General features: G+C 74.5%; 17 protein-coding genes and 1 pseudogene. 9 read left to right on the forward strand and 9 right to left on the reverse strand.

Annotated features, from left to right (window positions below; translation table 11 throughout):
• The first annotated feature begins 61 nt into the window (after window positions 1-61).
• From NHH00_RS08170 to NHH00_RS20995, 5 genes are all read left to right on the forward strand, one after another.
• Complete coding sequence (locus NHH00_RS08170) at window positions 62-295, forward strand: DUF3046 domain-containing protein (protein WP_087471778.1); 234 nt, start codon at window positions 62-64, stop codon at window positions 293-295.
• A 73-nt stretch (window positions 296-368) separates the two neighbouring features.
• Window positions 369-2,537: a phage holin family protein gene (locus tag NHH00_RS08175; RefSeq protein WP_253051327.1), complete on the forward strand. Its 2,169-nt coding sequence runs from the start codon at window positions 369-371 to the stop codon at window positions 2,535-2,537.
• Window positions 2,534-3,346 carry an MBL fold metallo-hydrolase gene (locus NHH00_RS08180; RefSeq protein ID WP_253051328.1) on the forward strand — a complete coding sequence of 271 codons (813 nt, stop codon included), beginning with the start codon at window positions 2,534-2,536 and terminating at the stop codon, window positions 3,344-3,346. The genes NHH00_RS08175 and NHH00_RS08180 overlap by 4 nt, the downstream gene beginning before the upstream one ends.
• Before the next feature lie 195 nt (window positions 3,347-3,541).
• Window positions 3,542-4,657, forward strand: coding sequence for a recombinase RecA (gene recA / locus NHH00_RS08185; protein ID WP_253051329.1), 1,116 nt, complete (start codon window positions 3,542-3,544; stop codon window positions 4,655-4,657).
• A 50-nt stretch (window positions 4,658-4,707) separates the two neighbouring features.
• Window positions 4,708-5,283, forward strand: a complete 576-nt coding sequence (locus NHH00_RS20995; RefSeq protein WP_253051330.1) for a regulatory protein RecX — start codon at window positions 4,708-4,710, stop codon at window positions 5,281-5,283.
• A gap of 5 nt (window positions 5,284-5,288) precedes the next feature.
• On the opposite strand, the gene NHH00_RS08195 is transcribed toward NHH00_RS20995, so the two are convergent.
• The 4 genes from NHH00_RS08195 to NHH00_RS08210 form a co-directional block, all read right to left on the reverse strand.
• A complete protein-coding gene (locus NHH00_RS08195; RefSeq protein ID WP_253051331.1) occupies window positions 5,289-6,191 on the reverse strand; it encodes an amino acid ABC transporter permease in 903 nt (300 codons plus the stop codon).
• Complete coding sequence (locus tag NHH00_RS08200) at window positions 6,188-6,877, reverse strand: amino acid ABC transporter permease (protein WP_253051332.1); 690 nt, start codon at window positions 6,875-6,877, stop codon at window positions 6,188-6,190. Before NHH00_RS08200 ends, NHH00_RS08195 begins: the two co-directional genes overlap by 4 nt.
• A gap of 99 nt (window positions 6,878-6,976) precedes the next feature.
• Entirely contained in the window at window positions 6,977-7,852 is an 876-nt protein-coding gene (locus NHH00_RS08205) for a glutamate ABC transporter substrate-binding protein (RefSeq protein ID WP_253051333.1), read from the reverse strand.
• A 101-nt stretch (window positions 7,853-7,953) separates the two neighbouring features.
• Entirely contained in the window at window positions 7,954-8,772 is an 819-nt protein-coding gene (locus tag NHH00_RS08210; RefSeq protein WP_253051334.1) for an amino acid ABC transporter ATP-binding protein, read from the reverse strand.
• Between the two features lie 102 nt (window positions 8,773-8,874).
• Between NHH00_RS08210 and miaB the strand changes: the two genes are divergently transcribed.
• Entirely contained in the window at window positions 8,875-10,551 is a 1,677-nt protein-coding gene (gene miaB, locus NHH00_RS08215; protein ID WP_253051335.1) for a tRNA (N6-isopentenyl adenosine(37)-C2)-methylthiotransferase MiaB, read from the forward strand.
• Window positions 10,552-10,606: 55 nt separating this feature from the next.
• Here miaB and NHH00_RS08220 read toward each other — a convergent pair whose 3' ends face one another.
• On the reverse strand, window positions 10,607-11,119 hold the full coding sequence (locus NHH00_RS08220; protein WP_052877713.1) for a type III secretion system chaperone family protein: 513 nt from the start codon (window positions 11,117-11,119) through the stop codon (window positions 10,607-10,609).
• Window positions 11,116-11,712 (reverse strand): YbjN domain-containing protein, encoded by a 597-nt coding sequence (locus NHH00_RS08225; protein WP_374614602.1) that lies wholly within the window; start codon window positions 11,710-11,712, stop codon window positions 11,116-11,118. Before NHH00_RS08225 ends, NHH00_RS08220 begins: the two co-directional genes overlap by 4 nt.
• Window positions 11,713-11,786: 74 nt before the next feature.
• Between NHH00_RS08225 and NHH00_RS08230 the strand changes: the two genes are divergently transcribed.
• Entirely contained in the window at window positions 11,787-12,413 is a 627-nt protein-coding gene (locus tag NHH00_RS08230; protein ID WP_253051336.1) for a hypothetical protein, read from the forward strand.
• Here the strand turns inward: NHH00_RS08230 and NHH00_RS08235 are convergent.
• Genes NHH00_RS08235 through NHH00_RS08245 form a run of 3 tightly spaced genes read right to left on the reverse strand, consistent with a single transcriptional unit; the run spans window position 12,403 to window position 16,915 of the window.
• Complete coding sequence (locus tag NHH00_RS08235; protein WP_253051337.1) at window positions 12,403-14,445, reverse strand: hypothetical protein; 2,043 nt, start codon at window positions 14,443-14,445, stop codon at window positions 12,403-12,405. The two genes, NHH00_RS08230 and NHH00_RS08235, sit on opposite strands and share 11 nt — an antisense overlap.
• Window positions 14,442-16,421 (reverse strand): HSP90 family protein, encoded by a 1,980-nt coding sequence (locus NHH00_RS08240; protein ID WP_253051338.1) that lies wholly within the window; start codon window positions 16,419-16,421, stop codon window positions 14,442-14,444. Before NHH00_RS08240 ends, NHH00_RS08235 begins: the two co-directional genes overlap by 4 nt.
• Window positions 16,418-16,915 (reverse strand): YbjN domain-containing protein, encoded by a 498-nt coding sequence (locus NHH00_RS08245; protein WP_253051339.1) that lies wholly within the window; start codon window positions 16,913-16,915, stop codon window positions 16,418-16,420. The genes NHH00_RS08240 and NHH00_RS08245 overlap by 4 nt, the downstream gene beginning before the upstream one ends.
• 176 nt (window positions 16,916-17,091) lie before the next feature.
• Here NHH00_RS08245 and miaA point away from each other — a divergent pair, with 176 nt between their 5' ends.
• Window positions 17,092-18,147 carry a tRNA (adenosine(37)-N6)-dimethylallyltransferase MiaA gene (gene miaA / locus NHH00_RS08250; RefSeq protein WP_253051340.1) on the forward strand — a complete coding sequence of 352 codons (1,056 nt, stop codon included), beginning with the start codon at window positions 17,092-17,094 and terminating at the stop codon, window positions 18,145-18,147.
• Window positions 18,144-19,043, forward strand: a pseudogene (gene dapF, locus NHH00_RS08255) (diaminopimelate epimerase); the annotation flags it as partial. The gene miaA and the pseudogene dapF, both read left to right, overlap by 4 nt.
• Window positions 19,044-19,046: the final 3 nt, after the last annotated feature.

The raw sequence follows: 19,046 nt of genomic DNA on the forward strand, positions 1-19,046 counted from the left end.
GCCGGGCCCGTCCGGGCGGGGAGGGGGTGGACCCGCCCCTCGTCCGTGGGAGGCTGGTGCCGTGCGCTACCGCGAGTTCTCCGAGCTGGTCGACGAGGTGTTCGGCGCGTCCCTGGGACGCGCCTACGTCCGTGAGCAGGTGCTGTCCGCGCTCGACGACCGGACGGCGGCCCAGGCCCTCGAGGACGGCGTCGAGCCGCGCGTCGTCTGGCACGCCCTGTGCGACGCGCTCGACGTGCCCGACGCGCGGCGCTGGGGCCACGACGACCACCGCCAGGCGCCGCCCCGCCGGTGAGCGCGGCGCGTCGGGTCCCGGCCTCCGACCCGGTCGAGGGGCACACCGCGCCGCGCGCGACCATGATGGCGCCATGAGCGTCCCCGCCCGTCGTCGCCCCGCGCCGGGACCGCGCGTCACCGCCGCGGACGTCCGCGGCGCGGTCTGGTCGCTCGTCTCGACGACCGTCGGCCTGGGGCTCGCGATCTGGTTCGTGCCCGGGGTCGAGGTCACCAACCCGTGGTCGCTCCTCCTCGCGGCGCTCGCGGTCGGTCTGGGCGACGTGCTCCTGCGCCCCGTGCTGCGGAGCCTCGCGCACCGGTTCGGCGTGGTCGGCGCGCTCGTGTCCGGCGTGGTGGCGCAGCTCGCGGTCGCGTGGGCGGCCCTCACGTACCTGCCGGGGTTCCGGAGCGGGTCCTGGGTGGACGTCCTCGCGGTCCTCGTGCTCGCCGCCGTCCTCATGGCGATCGGGCGCTGGGTCGTGGGGGCGAGCGACAACGAGTACGTCCTGGGCGACCTCCTCCGGCGCGCGCGCCGGCAGGCCGGTCTGCCGCGACGGGACCGCGGCGCGGTGGGCGCGGCCGAGCGGCCGGCCGGCCTGCTCGTCGTCCTGCTCGACGGCGTCGCGCGCCCCACGCTCGACTACGCGCTCCAGGCCGGGCTCACCCCGACCCTCGCGCGCTGGCTCGGGAGCGGCAGCCACCACCTCACGACGTGGTGGGCCCGCGTGCCCGCGACCACGCCCGCCTCGACGATCGGACTCCTGCACGGCTCGACCGAGCACGTGCCCGCGTTCCGCTGGTGGTCGCGTGCCCTCGGGCGGCTCGTGGTGACGAACCGGCCCGCCGACGCGGCGGCGGTCGAGGCGCGCACGAGCGACGGTTCCGGGCTGCTCGCGGGCGGGGGAGTCGCCGTCTCCACGATGTTCTCCGGCGACGCGGCGACGAGCCTGCTCGTCATGAGCCGGGCGCGCGAGGGTCTCGGGCCCGGCCAGATGTTCGTGCACTTCTTCGCGAGCCCGTTCGTGCTCGTGCGTGCGGTCGTGGTCGCGCTGGGAGAGTTCTTCAAGGAGCTCTACCAGGGCTGGCAGCAGGCCGTGCGCGGCGTCGAGCCCCGCGTCTCGCGCCTCGGCTGGTACCCGGTGCTGCGCGCGGTCACGAACGTCGTGCTGCGCGACCTCAACACGACGCTCGTCGCGGAGCAGCTCGTGCGCGGGGCGCCGGTCGTGTGCGTCGACCTCGTCGACTACGACGAGATCGCCCACCACGCCGGGCCGCTGCGCCCCGAGTCGCTCCGCGCCCTGGAAGGCCTCGACCGCGTCGTCGGGCTCTGGGAGCAGGTCGCGGCCGTGTCCCCGCGCCGGTACGACGTCGTCGTGCTGTCCGACCACGGGCAGTCGCTCGGGTCCACGTTCGAGCAGGTCGAGGGCCGGTCCTTCCTCGACGAGGTCCGTCGTCTGATGGCGCTCCGACCCGGCCCGCACGACGGCCCCCGCGCGGGCGAGGGCAGGTCGCGGGGCGAGGGGCGCCGTCGGGCCACGGCCCCGGACAGCGAGGCGTGGGGCCCGACGAACACGGCCCTCAACGCCCTGCGGCCCGCGGCGCCCGAGGCCGTCCCGGAGGGCGCGGGGCGCATGCTGGTCGGCCCGGACCGCTCCGAGCGACGCGGCGGTCCCGGGGCCGCGCTGCCCGAGCTGCCCGAGGTCGCGGTGGTGGGGTCGGGCAACCTGGGCATGGTGTGGTTCCCGCGCGAGCCGCGGCGGCTCACGGGGGACGAGGTGCGCGCGCGGTGGCCCGCGCTGCTCCCGGGCCTCGTGGCCAGCCCCGCCGTCGGCGTCGTCGTCGAGCGCGGGACCGGCGGCGCGCTGCGGGCGCACGGACGGGGCGGCTCGCGCGACCTGCGGACCGGGGAGGTCGTCGGGCAGGACCCGCTCACGGGCTACGGGTCGCGAGCGGCGGCGGACCTGCTGCGCGTCGCGGACCTCGAGGACGCGGGCGACCTCGTGCTCGTCTCGCGCGTGGACGAGGTCGGGATGGTGCACGCGTTCGAGGGGCTGGTCGGGTCGCACGGCGGCCTCGGCGGGGCGCAGAACGAGGCCGTGCTCCTGCATCCCGCGCACCTGGCGCTGCCCGACGACGAGCTCGAGGACGTGGACGGCGCGCGCATGCTCGTCGGGGCCGAGGCGGTCCACCGGCGGCTCGTCGCCTGGCTCGGCGACCTCGGCCTGCGACCCGCCGCGCCCGCGGCGGAGGGGGAGCCGTGAGCGTCCGCGTGACCTGGCTCGGTCACTCGAGCGTCGTCCTCGACCTGGGCTCCGGCCGCGCCGGCGTCCCGGGCGTGCGGCTCGTCACCGACCCGCTCCTGCACCGGCACGCCGGGATGCTGCGGCGGCGCGGGGAGAGGCCCGCCGCGGTGTGGCAGGGCAGCGACGCCGTCCTCCTCTCGCACCTGCACCACGACCACGCCGAGCTGCGCTCCCTGCGCCTCCTCGGCGACGCGCCCGTGCTCACCGCCCCGGCGAACGCGCGGTGGCTGCGGGCCCGGGGCCTGCGCGGCGTCGGGCTCGACGACGCGTGGCACGCGGTCGGTCCGGCCGCGGCGGGGGTCGAGGTGCGCCTCGTGACGGCGGTGCACGGGCACCGGCCGATGCCGCACCGGCCCAACGCGGCGAACGGTCACCTCGTGCGGGCCCCGGGCCCGCGCGGCGTCCGGGTCTGGGCCGTCGGGGACACCGAGCACTACCCGGACATGGTCCACCTCCCGGCGCTCGCGGGCGGCCCCGTGGACGTCGCGCTGGTCCCGGTGGGCGGGTGGGGCCCGCGCCTGTCGGGCGGGCACCTCGGCCCCGCTCAGGCGGCACGGGTGTGCGCCGAGGTGGGCGTCGGCGTCGCGATCCCGGTGCACTGGGGCACGCTGCACGCGCCCGGCGGGCGGCACCTCCCGCGCGGCTGGATGGACCACGCGGGGGCGGCGTTCGAGGCCGCCGCGCAGCGCGAGGCGCCGGGCACGCGGGTCGTGGTGCTGCGGCCGGGGGAGGCGTGGTCGTCGTCCGGCGACGCGCGAGACGCGTGACACGCCGAGGTGCGCGTTCCGGGATCGAACACGTGTTCGGCTAGAGTTGTGCACAGGGCCCGCCGCGGCGGGCCCAGGACGCCGGTCCAGCACGACGATCCACAGGTTCGCGGGTCGCCGGAGCCGCGTGTCGGTGGCTGCCCGTAGCGTCGGGCCACAACGAACAGATGAACGTCGAACCGAAGGTGGACTGACATGCCCGCACCCGCAGACCGCGAGAAGGCGCTCGAGGCAGCCCTCGCCCAGATCGACCGGAGCTTCGGCAAGGGCTCCGTCATGCGCCTCGGCGAGGAGGGCCGCGCTCCCGTCGAGGTCATCCCCACGGGGTCCATCGCGCTCGACATCGCGCTCGGGATCGGCGGCCTGCCGCGCGGGCGCGTCATCGAGGTGTACGGCCCGGAGTCCTCCGGCAAGACGACCGTCGCGCTGCACGCGGTGGCGAGCGCGCAGCGCGCGGGCGGCATCGCGGCGTTCATCGACGCCGAGCACGCGCTCGACCCCGAGTACGCCAAGAAGCTCGGCGTGGACACCGACGCGCTGCTCGTCTCCCAGCCCGACACGGGGGAGCAGGCGCTCGAGATCACGGACATGCTCATCCGCTCGGGCGCGCTCGACATCATCGTCATCGACTCCGTCGCGGCCCTCGTGCCCAAGGCCGAGATCGAGGGCGAGATGGGCGACAGCCACGTCGGCCTCCAGGCCCGCCTCATGTCGCAGGCGCTGCGCAAGATCACGGGTGCGCTCAACGCGTCCGGGACGACGGCGATCTTCATCAACCAGCTCCGCGAGAAGATCGGCGTCTTCTTCGGCTCGCCCGAGACGACGACCGGTGGCAAGGCGCTGAAGTTCTACGCGTCCGTCCGGCTCGACATCCGCCGCATCGAGACGCTCAAGGAGGGTACCGACGCGGTCGGCAACCGGACCCGCGTCAAGGTCGTCAAGAACAAGATGGCCCCGCCCTTCAAGCAGGCCGAGTTCGACATCCTCTACGGCGTCGGCATCTCGCGCGAGGGCGGCCTCATCGACATGGGCGTGGAGCACGGGTTCGTGCGCAAGTCCGGGTCGTGGTTCACCTACGGCGGCGACCAGCTCGGCCAGGGCAAGGAGAACGCGCGCTCGTTCCTGCGCGACAACCCGGACCTCGCCAACGAGCTCGAGAAGAAGATCAAGGAGAAGCTCGGCGTCGGCGCCAAGGTCGACGCGCCGGCCGACCCGGCTGCGGGCGTGACGGTCGCGGCCGACGGTGCTGCGGCTCCCGCCGCGGCGAAGGCACCGGCCGCGGCCGCCAAGGGGAAGAAGTCGCCGTTCTGATCGGCGGGCAGGGCGGGGACGAGGGCGTCGAGCGCTCCGACCCGCCCGAGGTGGACGACGGGCGTCGTGCCGGCCGCAAGGCTGCGCGGCGCCCGCGCCCGACCCTCCACGAGCTCGTCGAACGGGGCGAGATCAGCGACGCCGATCTCGCCGAGCGTGCTCGGGAGACGGTGCTGCGCATCCTCACGGCCGCACCGAAGAGCCGCGCGGAGCTCGCGCAGTCCCTCGCGCGCAAGGGCTATCCGGAGCACGTCGTGCTGCCGATCCTCGACCGCTTCGAGGAGGTGGGTCTGGTGGACGACGCGCAGTACGCCGAGATGATCGTCCGCACCCGGCACGCCGAGCGCGGGCTGTCCCGCCGCGCGATCTCGACCGAGCTGCGGCGCCGCGGCATCGACGGCGAGGTCGGCGCCGCGGCGCTCGAGCAGGTCGACGACGACTCCGAGGCCGACGCGGCGCTCGAGCTGGCGCGCACGCGCCTCGCCCGCACGCGCGGCCTCGACCGCGACGTGCGGGTGCGCCGGACGGTCGGGGCGCTCGCCCGCAAGGGCTACAGCCCGTCGCTGGCCTTCGAGATCGTCCAGCGCGAGCTCGACGCCGAGACCGTCGAGCCCCCGCTCGACTGAGTCCGTCAGCGGGTGGCGGAGACCGCGGGCGCGTCCTCGGTCGGTCCACCCGCGACGACCGTGGGGTTGCCGATGCCGGGGCCGGCGGCGGTCGCACCCGCGGTGCGACCGCTGAGGAAGCGGGAGAGCCAGCGCGCCACGAGCGTGAGCAGCCAGTTGATGACGATGAAGATCACCGCGGCGAGCACGAGCGACTGCAGGATGTTGCCGTTGCCGACGCCGTAGAGCTGCGCGGCCCGCAGGAGCTCGTTGTACGTGATGATCTGCCCGAGCGCCGAGTCCTTGAGGACGACGACGAGCTGGGACACGAGCGCGGGGAGCATCGCGATGAGCGCCTGCGGGAGCTGGATCGACCGCAGCGTCTGTCCGGCGGTGAGCCCGATCGCGAGCCCGGCCTCGCTCTGGCCTCGCGGGAGGTTCCCGACGCCCGAGCGGACCAGCTCCGCGATGACGGAGCCGTTGTAGAGCACGAGCGCGAAGACCACCGCGAGGAACGGCGCGTCGTCGACCTTGCTCAGACCCAGCAGCAGCCAGAAGAAGATCATCATGAGCAGCACGGGGACGGCGCGGAAGAACTCGACCACGATGCCGCTCACGATGCGCACGGCGCGCAGGTGCGAGAGCCGCCCGGTGCCGAACACGAGGCCGAACGCGAGCGCGCCGACGATCGCGAAGCCGGCGGCGCGCAGCGTGTTCTGCAGGCCCGGGATGAAGTAGTACTGCCAGGCGTCCGACGTGAACAGCGAGGACCACAGCTCCGGGGCGAGCTGGCCCTTGCGGCCGAGCGCGACGAGCACGAGCGCCGCGACGCCGAGCACGACGACCGCGCCGATCACGTTCCCGACGAGGATCGCGCGCCGGGCGCGAGGGCCGGGGGCGTCGAAGAGGACGGACTGCTGGGTGCTCATCGGCGGACCGCCAGTCGGTTCGAGAGGGACGTGGTGAGCAGGCCGATGGGGATGACGAGGATGACGTAGCCGATCGCGAACGTCAGGAAGATCCCGTAGATGTAGTTCGAGTTGAACTCGATCATGTTCTTCATGAGGCTCGACGTCTCCGTCGTCACGCTCGCCGCCGCCGCGACGGTGGAGTTCTTCAGCAGCGCGATGAGCGTGTTGCCGAGGGGCGCGACGGAGCCGCGGAACGCCTGGGGCAGGATGACGAGGCGCGCCGCGGGCAGGAACGACAGGCCGATCGCACGCGCCGCCTCGGCCTGACCGATCGGCACGGTGTTCACGCCCGACCGGATGGACTCGCAGACGAACGCGGCGTGGTAGATGGAGAGGCCCAGGACGGCGAGCCGGAAGAAGTTCGCCGCGAAGTCGGGGGCGAGCGTGACGTTGAGCTGGCCCCACAGCCCCAGCACCATGAACGTCATGATGATCGTCAGCGGGGTGTTGCGGAACACGTTGACGTACGCGGTCCCGGCCCAGCGCAGGCTCGGCACGGGGGAGATGCGCATGAGCGCGAGCGCCGTGCCCAGCACGAGCGACAGGATCGCCGCCCAGAACGTCAGCTGGATGTTGACCCAGAACGCGCCGAGCACGTCGTACTCCCGGGCGAGCGCCCAGGTCTGCGACAGGTAGTCACCCACGGTTGGTGGTCCTCCGGGAGGGTACGTGCCGGGCCGAGTCGACGGCCCGGCGGCCGGGGGAGCGGCGCGCCGTCGCGCGGCTCCCCCGGCCGTGGACGGTCAGGCGCAGGGGTCGACCGTCGGCGGGTTCTCGCTGGCGTTGGGCGTGTACCCGGTGCCCTCGGTGTTCTTGGTGACGAACTCCTCCCAGGAGCCGTCCTCGATCATCTTCTCGATCGCGGTGTTGACGTCCTCGCAGATGTCGTTGTCCTGCGGGAGCCCGACGCCGTAGCGCTCGGTCGAGAACGGCGCCCCGACGACCTTGACCTTGCCCTTGTTGGCGGGCTGGGCCGCGAGGCCCGCGAGGATGATGTCGTCGGTCGTGACGGCGTCGACCTGGCCCGCGGTGAGGGCGGTGACGCACTCCGCGTACCCGGGACGCTCGAGGAGCTGCACGCCCGCGGCGTACTCGTCCTTGATGCGCTGCGCCGACGTCGAGCCCGTGACGGAGCACAGGTTCTTGCCCTCGAGCGACTCCGGCCCGGTGATGTCGGTGTTGTCCTCGGCGACGAGCAGGTCCTGCCCGGCCACGAAGTACGGCCCGGCGAACGCGACCGTCTCCTTGCGCGTGTCGGTGATGGAGTAGGTCGCGAAGATCATGTCGACCTGGCCGGTCTGGAGCATCGTCTCGCGCTGGGCGGACGGCGCCTCGACCCACTCGATCTGGTCCTCGCCGTAGCCGAGCTCGCCTGCCACGTACGTGGCGACGTCGACGTCGAAGCCCGTGTAGGTGGAGCCGTCCTGGTACCCGAGCCCCGGCTGGTCGAACTTGATGCCGATCTTGATCGAGCCCTCGGCGCCACCGCCGGTGTCGCCCGTGTCGGTGGCCGTGTCGGTCGCGTCGTCGCCGCCGTCGACCTCGCCGCCGCCGCACGCCGCGAGCGTGAGCGCGGTGAGAGCGGCCAGCACGGCAGCACCTGCGTGTCGTGTGCGCATCGTTCCTACCCTTCGTGAGTGGTGGCCGCCCGTCGAAGGTGTGCCTCGACGGTCGACCGGGTTCTGGGGCTGTCGGGCCGGGCTCGTGCGTGCCCGGGGGTTCAGTGGGTGAGGATCTTCGAGAGGAAGTCCTTGGCGCGGTCGCTCGTGGGCGCCGTGAAGAACACCTCGGGGTGGGCCTCCTCGACGATCTGGCCGTCGGCCATGAAGACGACCCGGTTCGCGGCCTTGCGGGCGAAGCCCATCTCGTGCGTGACGACGATCATCGTCATGCCCTCCTTGGCGAGCGCGACCATGACGTCGAGGACCTCGTTGATCATCTCCGGGTCGAGCGCCGACGTGGGCTCGTCGAAGAGCATCACCTTGGGCTGCATCGCGAGCGCGCGGGCGATGGCGACACGCTGCTGCTGCCCGCCCGAGAGCTGGGCGGGCATCTTCTGGGCCTGGTTCTTCACGCCGACGCGGTCGAGCAGCGCGAGCGCACGGTCCTTCGCGACCTTCCCCTTCTCGCGGCGCACCTTGACGGGGCCGAGCGTGACGTTGTCGAGGATCGTCTTGTGGGCGAAGAGGTTGAAGGACTGGAAGACCATGCCGACGTCGGAGCGCAGCCGCGCGAGCGCCTTGCCCTCCTCGGGCAGCGGCTCGCCGTCCACCAGGATCTCGCCGGAGTCGATCGTCTCCAGCCGGTTGATCGCCCGGCAGAGCGTCGACTTGCCCGACCCCGAGGGGCCGATGACGACGAGCACCTCCCCGCGCCGGACGGTCAGGTTGATGTCGCGGAGCACGTGCAGCTCCCCGAAGTGCTTGTTGACGTCGCGCAGCTCGACGAGCGGCTCACCGAGGACCTGCTCGGCGGGGCGGGGCTGAGCGTCCTGCGCGCTGCGCTGCGCGTCGGACGGCGAAGAGGTTTCGTCGGCCATTCCTGGACACTATGTCCCTTCTGTTGCACGGTGCCACCTCATCCGGCAACAGTCGGGCAACAGTTCCGTAACACGGCACCCGGCGCCGTACCCTGGACGGTGATGTCCACGATCGCCCCCGCCCCCGCCCCGGCCGCACTCGCGCCTCGCGCCGTCCCCGCCGCGTCGGCCGACGACGCGCGCCCGCGCACCTACGTCGTCCGCACGCTCGGCTGCCAGATGAACGTCCACGACTCCGAGCACATGGCCGGGATGCTGGAGGAGGCGGGCTACACGCGCGCGAGCGCGGACGACGAGGCCGCGAACCGCGCCGACGTCGTCGTCATCAACACGTGCGCCGTCCGGGAGAACGCCGCGACGCGTCTCTACGGGAACCTCGGCCAGCTCGCCTCGGTGAAGGCCGCGCGGCCCGGGATGCAGATCGCCGTGGGCGGCTGCCTCGCCCAGAAGGACCGCGGCACGATCGTCGAGAAGGCGCCGTGGGTCGACGTCGTCTTCGGCACGCACAACCTCGACGCGCTGCCCGTGCTGCTCGAGCGGGCGCGCCACAACGAGGCGGCCCAGGTCGAGATCGCCGAGTCGCTGCAGGTGTTCCCGTCCACGCTGCCGACCAAGCGGGAGTCGGTCTACGCGGGCTGGGTGTCGATCAGCGTCGGCTGCAACAACACGTGCACGTTCTGCATCGTCCCCCACCTGCGCGGCAAGGAGCGCGACCGGCGCCCGGGCGAGGTCCTCGCCGAGGTCGGGGCGCTCGTCGAGGCCGGAGCCATCGAGGTCACCCTGCTCGGCCAGAACGTCAACAGCTACGGCGTCGAGTTCGGCGACCGCGGCGCGTTCGCCAAGCTCCTGCGCGCGTGCGGGACGATCGACGGCCTCGAGCGCGTCCGGTTCACGTCGCCGCACCCGGCCGCGTTCACCGACGACGTCATCGCGGCCATGGCCGAGACGCCGAACGTCATGCCCCAGCTCCACATGCCGCTCCAGTCGGGCTCCGACCGGATCCTGCGCGCGATGCGCCGCTCCTACCGCTCCGAGCGGTTCCTCGGGATCCTCGACCGGGTGCGGGCGGTCATGCCCGACGCCGCGATCACCACCGACATCATCGTGGGCTTCCCGGGCGAGACCGAGGAGGACTTCGCGGAGACGATGCGCGTCGTCGAGGCCTCGCGCTTCTCCTCGGCCTTCATGTTCCAGTACTCGCCCCGCCCGGGCACGCCCGCCGCGACCATGGACGAGCAGCTCCCCAAGGAGGTCGTGCAGGAGCGGTTCGAGCGGCTCCAGGCGCTCCAGGAGCGCATCGCGGGCGAGGAGTCGGCCCGTCAGGTCGGCCGGACGATCGACGTGCTCGTGGGTGAGGGCGCGGGACGCAAGGACGGCGCGACGCACCGCGTGACCGGCCGCGCCCCCGACAACCGGCTCGTGCACCTCGCGCTCCCCGAAGACGTCGTGCCCGGGGTGCCCGACGACGCCGCGTCCGCCGGCGCGGGAACGCCCGGGTCCGTCGACCCGCGCCTCGCGGACGACCTCGACGCCCGCCTGCCACGGCCCGGCGACGTCGTCACGGTCGAGGTCACACGCTCCGCGCCGCACCACCTCATCGCCGACTCGGCGCTCGCGGACGGCGGCACGTTCGCGGTGCGTCGCACCCGGTCCGGCGACGCGTGGGCGACGCGCGAGCGCGCCCGTCTCGGCGGTGGCGACGACGACCACGGGCACGGTCACGGCGGTGGCGCCGCGTCCGGTCCCGTCGTCCTCGGCCTCCCCACGGTCCGCGCCTGAGCAGCGAACCCCACCGGCGGAACCGGCCGTTCGCGCCGGGACGTCCTGACCGGCGTCAGTCGTCGAGCGTCCCCGGGGGGAGCTGCGCGCCGATAGCGTGGAAGAGCTGTACGGCGGTGCCGAGACCGCACGAGACGGTCTGGGCGAGCTGGTCGTCCGTCGCGCCGTGCTCGAGGTCCACGGAGACCTCGGCGTAGAGCGCGAGCCGGCCCGCCTCCTCGCGGACGTAGACCTTGGGCCAGATGCGCTCGCGGTTCCAGTCGTTCACGGCCTGCAGCGTCACGAGCCGGGACTCGAGGGGGAGCGACGTCGACCAGCGCCCCCGCACCTGGAGGATCTCGGAGCGGTCGCCGAGCAGCAGGAACCAGAAGCGGTGCCCGTCCCACGTCCCGGTGATGTCCCCGTCGTCGTCCACGCGGAAGTGGTAGCCGCGACGGGTGAGGTGGTCGCCGATGCGCGCCATCGACAGCGCGCGCGGCAGCTCCTCCTCGCGCGGGAGCGAGTCGGGCGCCTTGGGGCGGCGGTTGCCGAACAGACGCGTGAACCAGTTGGTGCGGGCCTGCGTCATGGCGCCTGCCTCGCCGGGTCGGGGTAGAACTCGTCGAGCGCGTCGAAGAACATCGACCCGGTGCTCAGCCCGCATTGGAGGAGCTGGTCGAGTTGGTCGTCCGTCACGCCGTGCTCGAGGTCCACGGTCACCTCGGTGAAGACCTGGATCATCCCGTTGTCGCGCACGCGCGTGTACGTCTTGGGCCAGATCCGGTCCGCGTTCCACTCGTTGCAGAACTCGAGGATCTCCTCCAGCCGCTCGAGGGCGAGGTCACGGTTCCACTGACCGCGGACCTGCAGGATCTCGTCGCCGTGGCCGAAGAGCAGGAAGTAGAACAGCCGTCCGTGCCACAGCCCGCCGACGTCGCCGTCGGAGTCGACGAAGTAGCTGTAGCCGCTGTCGGTGATCCACTCGACGACCCGCGAGAGGGACAGGGGAGTCGGGGGACGCAGCACGTCCGTCGCGACCTGACCCAGCTCTCGCGCCAGGAGGTCCTCGACCTGCGACTGCAGCTCGTCCCCGGCGCGGCCGGGCACACCGCCGCCGTCCGGAGCCCCGCCGGGATCAGCGTCCCGCCGGTCGTCGTCGTCCCGCGCCCCGAAGAACCTCACCCACCCACCGTACTCGCGCACGCCCCCGGACGTCGCATCGCCGACGTCGTCGCGACGACCGCTACGGTGGGCGCGTGACCGTCCGCGCCGTCGTCCTGCCCGGCACCCCACTCCTCGTCCCCGGCGCGGCGGGCACCGCCTCGGTGCTCGACGCCACGCGCACCGCGGCGCTCCTGGCGCTGGGTCGACTGGTGGACGGCGTCCCGCCTCCGCGGAGAGACCGGTCCGCCCTGGCCCCCGTGGTCGTCGTGGCGCCGGGAACCGCGCGGACGCGGGGACCGGCACGGGCGTCGCTCGCGGCGGCGGGCGTCGCGGACGCGTGGCTCGACACCGCGTGGGCCGCCGCGACCCGTGCGGACGGGCCGGGCTCCGCCGTGGCGGGGACGGCTGCGTCGGTCGGACTCCTCGCCCTCGCCGGCGCCGGCTGGACGGGGCCTGCCGACGTCGTCGAGCTCGACGACGACCCGGCCGCCGCGCGCGCGCTCGGCGCCGACCTCGCGCGGCAGGGAGCGCGGCTCGTCGTCGTGCACGACCCGCGGAGCGCGGCACCGGACGCCGTGCTCGCCGGCTTCGGCGCGACGCCCGGCACCGGTCACCGCCACGTCGCGACCGGGGAGTACGAGGGGCGCGGCTACGAGGTGCGCTGGTACGACGACGGCGCCCTCGCCGCGCCCGGGCCGGCCAGGTCCGTCAGCCGCTGAGCCCCGCCCCGACGGCGGCGGCGTCCTGCTCGCGCCCGAGACGACGCAGCGTCGCGACGAGCTCGTTCGCGACCATCGTCCGGGCGTCGCGGTCGTGGACGATCGCGAAGCCCTCCATCGCGGACTCGAGGAGGTCGACGGCGTCCGCGTCCGCACCGGCCTCGCTCCGGGAGCGACCCGCGAGCCAGAACGCGTGCGCGGCGTCGGCGACCTGGCCGGCGCGGGCGAACTCCTCGGCCACCGCCTCGGCGAGCGTGGCCGCGGCGTCGAGCTCTCCCGCGGTCGCCAGCAGCCGGGCACGGGTGTCCCGCAGGTCGCGGCGCTCCCGCTCGTCGGCCGCGGAGTCCCGTTCGGCGAGGTCGGCCGCGCGCGGAGCCTGCTCGGAGGCGTCCGGGACCGGCGCGTCGAGGTCGTCGAGCGTGCGCTGGAGCTGCGCGAGCGCGCCGGTCACGTCGCCGCGCCCGGCCTCCAGCCGCGCGTACGCACGCACGACCGGCCCGACGAACCGGGGCGCGACACCGCCGGCGCGCACCAGCGCGAGCGCGTGCACGAACGCCGGGGCGGCACCCTCGTCGTCGCCCTCGACGGCCGCGAGCTGGGCGGCCTCGGCGAGCGCGAACCCTGCCCGGTCGAGGTGGCCCGCCGCCTCCAGCAGCGCCGACGCGCGCCGCCGGAGCTGCGCGGCGCGCACCGGGTCCTCGCGCGTGACCTCGTCGGCGAGCCGGAGAAGTCCCTCGGCGTCGGTGGGCTCGTCCGCGGCGTGCCCGGCGTCGTGCGTGCCGAGCGCGGTGCGCGCGAGGTCCGCGCCCGGGACGTCACCGGTGGGCGACGGGGCCGGGCCGTCCGACGAGAGCGCCGCCACCCGGTCGTCCGCCACGTCGGCGCCGCCGACGGTCGGTCCGGTCGGAGCACCGACCACGGGCTCCGGTGCGGCCGACAGGACCGAGAGGTCCACGGGCAGGGAGCGGGTCCCGTGGTCCCACGCGGCGCGGAGCCGCTCCGACGCGGCGGTCGTGCCGTTGCGCTCGTCGAACGCGCGCGCGAGCCCGGTGGCCTCGCGACGCGCCCAGTCGTCGAGCTCCGCGACGGTCGTCGCCGGCACGTCGCGCAGGGCGAGCGGCGCGTCCGCGTGCTCGGCCCGCAGCACGCCCGTCGCGACGCTCACGCTCGTGAGGAAGCCGAGCCGGTCGCCCGGCGAGTCGGCCTCGGTGAGGAACGTCTGGTGCTCGGCGAGCAGGCGCAGCGCGCGCGACGCGTTGCCCGTGCGCGCGAGGAACTCGACGTGCCGGCCCTTCGGCCCCGTCATCGACACGCCGGTGTCGAGGTGCCGCACCCCGCGCCGGTGCGTACGGGCGGCCGCCTCCGCGTCGCCGACCTCCAGGTACGCGAGCTGCAGGTGGGAGAGCATGTCGCCGGGCTCCGTGGCGCACGAGGGCGACCCCTGGAGCACCTGCTCGAGGAGCCGGATGCCCTCCTCGTGGCGACCCGTCTCGAAGAGGTACGCGGCGCGGTCGCCCGGCTCGCACGCCTCGCACTGGGAGTACTCGTCCCGCGGGGTCGCGACCCACGCGCGATAGGCGTCCTCGACGTCCGCGCCGCCGCGCTCGCGGGCCCACTCGAAGCGCTCCAGCGCGACGGCGTTCGTGCCGTTCCCGGCGAGCGCGTAGCGCCGCGCCATGTCGTCGAGCGTGCGCTCGATCTGCGCGGCGGGGACCGTGGGGAACTCCATGAGGTGCCCGACCATCCACTTGAACGACCAGAAGAGCGAGTGCGCGTCCTCGGCGTCGAAGTGCTCGGGGTGCTCGTCCCACCAGCGGAGCATCTTGGTGAACGGCAGGTAGGCCTTGGTGACCTCGCCGCCCCAGACGAAGGACTCGACGAGGACGAAGAGCGCGTACGCGCGCGCCCCGTCCGGCCCCTCGGCCTCCACGCGCTCCACCTCGGCCGCGGCGGCCGTGGAGCGCGCGAGGCCGTAGGGCATGCGGCGGACGTCGTACAGGGCGGCGTTCACCTGGTCCACGGACCGGGTCATCGGTTCTCCTCGTCGGTGTGCGGGTCGATGTGCGGGTCGGGGCGGGGGGTCGCGAGGGCGCGGGCCAGCAGGAGCGACAACGAGTCGTTCATGAGCGCGGCCTCGACCGGCTGCAGCGGCTTTCCCGAGGCCAGCACCGCCGTGACGTACAAGGACCGCGCGCCGGCGGCACGGACCTCGGCGTCGGGGCTCGCGAGCAGGTCGCGCACGGTGTCGTTGGCGTCGTTCAGGACGAGCCGGCGCGGTCGGGCCGGTCCGCTGATCCCCGCGAGGATCTCGCCCCAGAGGTCGTCGGTCTCGGCCACCCGGGCCGCCTCGCGCGCGTGGTCGCCGTCACGGTCGTGCAGCAGCATCGCCGGCAGGGCGTCGGGCTCGTACCGGCGCAGCACCACGTCGCAGTCCTGCTCGGCGAGAGCGGCGTCGACCGACGCCAGCGCGTCCGCCACCTCGAGCTCGCGCAGCGGCTCGACCTCGGCGAGGACGTGCGCCACGTCGGTCGCGGCGACCGGCGACAACCGCCACCGCGGGAACCGTGCGGCGACGCGCTCGAGCAGGTCCGCGTCGTAGACGTACCCGCCGTTGACGACGGCGAGGCCCTGCGCGGCCGCGACCGGGGCGATGCGGCGGAACTCCTCGACGCTCGAGGTGTAGAGCAGGCGGCCCTCCGGGTGGGCCTCCGCGAGGTCGGCGAGCGTACCGGTCCCGGCGGTCGTCTCGAACGGCAGCACGCGCGCCGCGACGTCGAGCATCTCGTCGTCGGTGAGCGCGAGCGCCCGGACCGCGAGGTGGTGGGTCTCCAGGAAGCGTCGCGCGAGGACGGTGTCCGCCGCGAGCGTCTCGAGCAGCCACCGGCGGACCTGCGCGCCGAGCGCGTCCCGGGTCGCGAGCAGGACCTCGTCCTCGTACAGGCCCTCGCGCGACGCGGTCGGACGCAGCACGGACGCGTCGAGGACGCACCGGACGAAGAACGCCCACGGGGGCAGCAGGTCGTCGACCGCACTGCCGAGCAGCATGCGCTTGAGGTAGACCCGGTGCCGCGCCGTGGTCGTCGGCGCGACCGCCGCGGGCAGCACGTACGCGACGCCGGACAGCCCCGCGAGGGGCAGGTCGAGGTCGATCCGGGCGAGCGGAGCGAAGCCGAGCGTCCGCTCGGCGTAGCCCGTGAGCGCCGCGTCGCGCGCCGCGGGCGTCGGGTGCGCGGCGCGCCACGGGAGCTCGTCGCCGCTCAGCCGGCGCAGCACGACGCGCGCGTCCGCACCGACCGCGTCCGCGCCGCCCGGCGCCTCGTCGAGGCGCGTCTCGACGAGCAGCTCGACGGGCAGGAGCGAGCCGAAGTCCTGCGCGAGCGCGACCACGGTCTCGGGAGCGAGCCAGTGCTCGGTGTCCCGGCGCGGGCGCAGGCGCACGACGCTCCCGGGTTCCACGGGGGCGTCCGGGTCGTCCGGGCCCAGCTCGACGAGCTCGTACCGCCCGTCCGCGCGGCCCCGCCAGCGCACCGGCGCGACCGGCGCGCCCGACGGGTCCGGGCGGGCCGAGCGCGAGACGAGCTCGATCTCGTCCGCGACCATGAACGCCGAGAGCAGCCCGATGCCGAACTGGCCCAGGAACTCCTCGCGGCCCGAGCCCAGCTCGACGTCGCGCTTGGAGCTGCGCCCGATGGTCGCGAGCAGCTCCTGCGCCTCGTCGCGGGTCAGGCCCACTCCCGAGTCGTGCACCTCGAGACCGCCGTCCGCGAGCGGGCGCAGCAGGATGCGGCTCGGCGCCTCCGGGCCCTCCAGCGCGACCCGCGCCGTGATCGCGTCGACCCCGTTCTGCAGGAGCTCGCGCAGGTAGACGCGCGGGCTGGAGTACAGGTGCCGGGCGAGGAGGTCGACGACGCCGCGCAGGTCGACCTGGAACGCCGCCGTCGCCTCCCCGCCCGGGGCCGTGCCGTGCGGGGAGCCCCCGCCGTCGGTGCGCTCGTGCGCCGCGCTCACCGCGCGTCGACGTCGGCGCCGTCAGTGACGACGGCCTGCGCCGCGGTGTCGGGGAAGCGCTCGTCGAGCGCGTCGAAGAACTGCAGACCCGTGAACAGGCCGCACTCGACGAGCTGGCCGAGCTGGTCGTCGGCGACGCCGAACTCGAGGTCCGTGGCGACCTCCGTGTACACGGCGACCTGGTCGTCCTCGACGCGCGTGTAGACCTTGGGCCAGATCTTGTCGCGGTTGAACTCGTTGGCGACGAGCACGACCTGCGCCTCGGCGGCCGCGGGCAGCGTCCGGTTCCACCGGCCGCGGACCTGCAGGATCTCCTGCTTCTCGCCCATGAGGAAGAAGAAGAACACCTTGCCGTCCCAGTTGCCGCCGAGGTCCCCGTCGGAGTCGACGAAGTACCGCCAGTCGCGGCTCTTGAGGAACGCCTCGACCCGCTCGCGCGTGACCGGCGCGTTCTGGCTGGTCGGGGCGGCGTCCGGCTTGGTGAAGAAACCCATGTCTCGAGTCCTTGTCGTCGGTGTGTGCGTCCGTGCGCCACCCGCGAGAGGGCGGGTCGGGGCACGCGACGGGGTCGGTGGCGGGCCCGCGAGCAGGCGGACCGTCCACCGGACACACTACGCATCACCGCCCACACGACCCAGGCTCGGACCACCCGGCCGGTACCGTTGCGCGGGTGAAAACCGAGCACGACCCGACCGGCGCGCAGCACCGCGACGACCCGCACGGCCGTCGCGTCGTCGTCGCCGTCGTGGGACCGACCGCGACGGGCAAGTCGGACCTCGCCCTCGACCTGGCCGAGCGGCTGTCCGTGCCCGGCGCGCCGGCGGAGATCGTCAACGCCGACGCGTACCAGCTCTACCGCGGCATGGACGTCGGCACCGCGAAGGTCCCCGTCGACGAGCGCCGCGGGGTGCGCCACCACCTCCTCGACGTGCTCGACCCCGTCGAGGACGCGTCGGTCGCGCGCTACCAGGAGCAGGCGCGTCGGGCGCTCGACGAGATCGCCGCACGCGGGGCGCGCGCCGTCGTCGTCGGGGGGTCGGGACTCTACGTGCGCGCCCTCCTCGACGACATGCGGTTCCCCGGCACCGACCCCGCCGTGCGCGCGGCGCTCGAGGCGCGCGCCGAGAGGGAGGGGACGCGCGCGCTGCACGACGAGCTCGCCCGGCGCGACCCGGCGGCCGCCGCGAGCATCGGCCCTGCCAACACGCGGCGGATCGTGCGCGCCCTGGAGGTCATGGAGCTCACCGGGGCGCCGTTCACGGCGAACCTCCCGCGGCAGGCCTTCGTGCGCCCGACCGTCCAGCTCGGCCTCGACTGCGACCGGACGGTGCTGGACGCGCGCGTCGCGGGCCGCGTCGAGCGGATGTGGGCGCAAGGGCTCGTCGACGAGGTCCGCCGGGTCGAGGCGCGGGGCATGGGGCGCACGGCGCGCCGCGCCGTCGGGTACGCCGAGGTGCTGTCCGCGCTCCACGGGGAGACGACGGAGGAGGCCGCGCGCGAGGCGGTCACCGCCAACACGCGCCGCCTCGCGCGCAAGCAGATGGGCTGGTTCGGGCGGGACCCTCGCGTGCACTGGCTCGACGCGCAGTCCCCGACCCGTGTCCAGGACGCCCTCGCCCTCGTCGCCGCGGCCGACGAGCACGCCGCCGCGCAGGGCCGGGGCGCGGCCACGGAGGCGGACGAAGCGGACAGCGCCGCCCCGGTGCGCCGTACTCTGGGCTCATGACGCGCACCCGCTTCACCAAGGGCCACGGGACCCGCAACGACTTCGTGCTGCTCGCGGACACGACGGGCAAGCTCGACCTCACGCCCGAGCTCGTGCGCGCGCTCGCGGACCGCCGCGGCGGGATCGGCGGCGACGGCGTCATCCGCCTCGTCCCGACGGCGCTCGTGCCGGAGTCGCGCGAGGTGCTCGCGGAGGACCCGCACGCCATCTGGTTCATGGACTACCGCAACGCCGACGGCTCCGTCGCCGAGATGTGCGGCAACGGCGTGCGCGTGTTCGCCGCGTTCGCCGAGCGGCTCGGCCTCGTGAGCTTCGCGGGCGGGACCGAGGTCCCCGTCGGGACGCGCGCGGGCGTCAAGCGCGTGCGCAAGGAGGACGACGGCTGGTTCGCGGTCGACATGGGCCCGTGGTTCCTCCCGGGCGGGCGGCCCGCGCTGCACGACGGGTACGACGCGACCGTCGTCGTCCGTGGCTGGGAGGTCCCGCGCCCCGCGCTGAGCGTCGACCTGGGCAACCCGCACACGGTCCTCGCCGTCGCGCGCGAGGACGTGCTGGCGCGCGCGGACCTCACCCAGGCGCCGGTCGTCGAGCCGCACCCGGCGCACGGCACCAACGTCGAGCTCGTGGTGCCGCTGGGCGAGACGACGGCCGACGACGGCACGCTCGTCGGGCGCGTCCGCATGCGCGTGCACGAGCGCGGCGTCGGGGAGACGCCGTCGTGCGGCACGGGTGCGTGCGCCGCGGCGCTCGCGGTCCGCGTCTGGGGCGGTCCGGACGCGCCGGACACCTGGCTCGTCGACGTCCCGGGCGGGACGGTCCGCGTCCGGGCGCTCGAGGGCGACCGCGTCGAGCTCGCCGGGCCGGCCGAGCTCGTCTACTCGGGCGAGGTCGACCTCGCG

The sequence above is a fragment of the Cellulosimicrobium cellulans genome, assembly GCF_024124905.1.
GTDB lineage: Bacteria > Actinomycetota > Actinomycetes > Actinomycetales > Cellulomonadaceae > Cellulosimicrobium > Cellulosimicrobium cellulans_G.

Excerpts from the sequence above, each read along its gene's own strand:
- NHH00_RS08175 (WP_253051327.1), top strand. The coding sequence starts at position 369 with ATGAGCGTCCCCGCCCGTCGTCGCCCCGCGCCGGGACCGCGCGTCACC.
- recA (WP_253051329.1), top strand. The coding sequence starts at position 3,542 with ATGCCCGCACCCGCAGACCGCGAGAAGGCGCTCGAGGCAGCCCTCGCC.
- NHH00_RS08195 (WP_253051331.1), bottom strand. The coding sequence starts at position 6,191 with ATGAGCACCCAGCAGTCCGTCCTCTTCGACGCCCCCGGCCCTCGCGCC.
- NHH00_RS08205 (WP_253051333.1), bottom strand. The coding sequence starts at position 7,852 with ATGCGCACACGACACGCAGGTGCTGCCGTGCTGGCCGCTCTCACCGCG.
- NHH00_RS08210 (WP_253051334.1), bottom strand. The coding sequence starts at position 8,772 with ATGGCCGACGAAACCTCTTCGCCGTCCGACGCGCAGCGCAGCGCGCAG.
- miaB (WP_253051335.1), top strand. The coding sequence starts at position 8,875 with ATGTCCACGATCGCCCCCGCCCCCGCCCCGGCCGCACTCGCGCCTCGC.
- NHH00_RS08220 (WP_052877713.1), bottom strand. The coding sequence starts at position 11,119 with ATGACGCAGGCCCGCACCAACTGGTTCACGCGTCTGTTCGGCAACCGC.
- NHH00_RS08235 (WP_253051337.1), bottom strand. The coding sequence starts at position 14,445 with ATGACCCGGTCCGTGGACCAGGTGAACGCCGCCCTGTACGACGTCCGC.
- NHH00_RS08245 (WP_253051339.1), bottom strand. The coding sequence starts at position 16,915 with ATGGGTTTCTTCACCAAGCCGGACGCCGCCCCGACCAGCCAGAACGCG.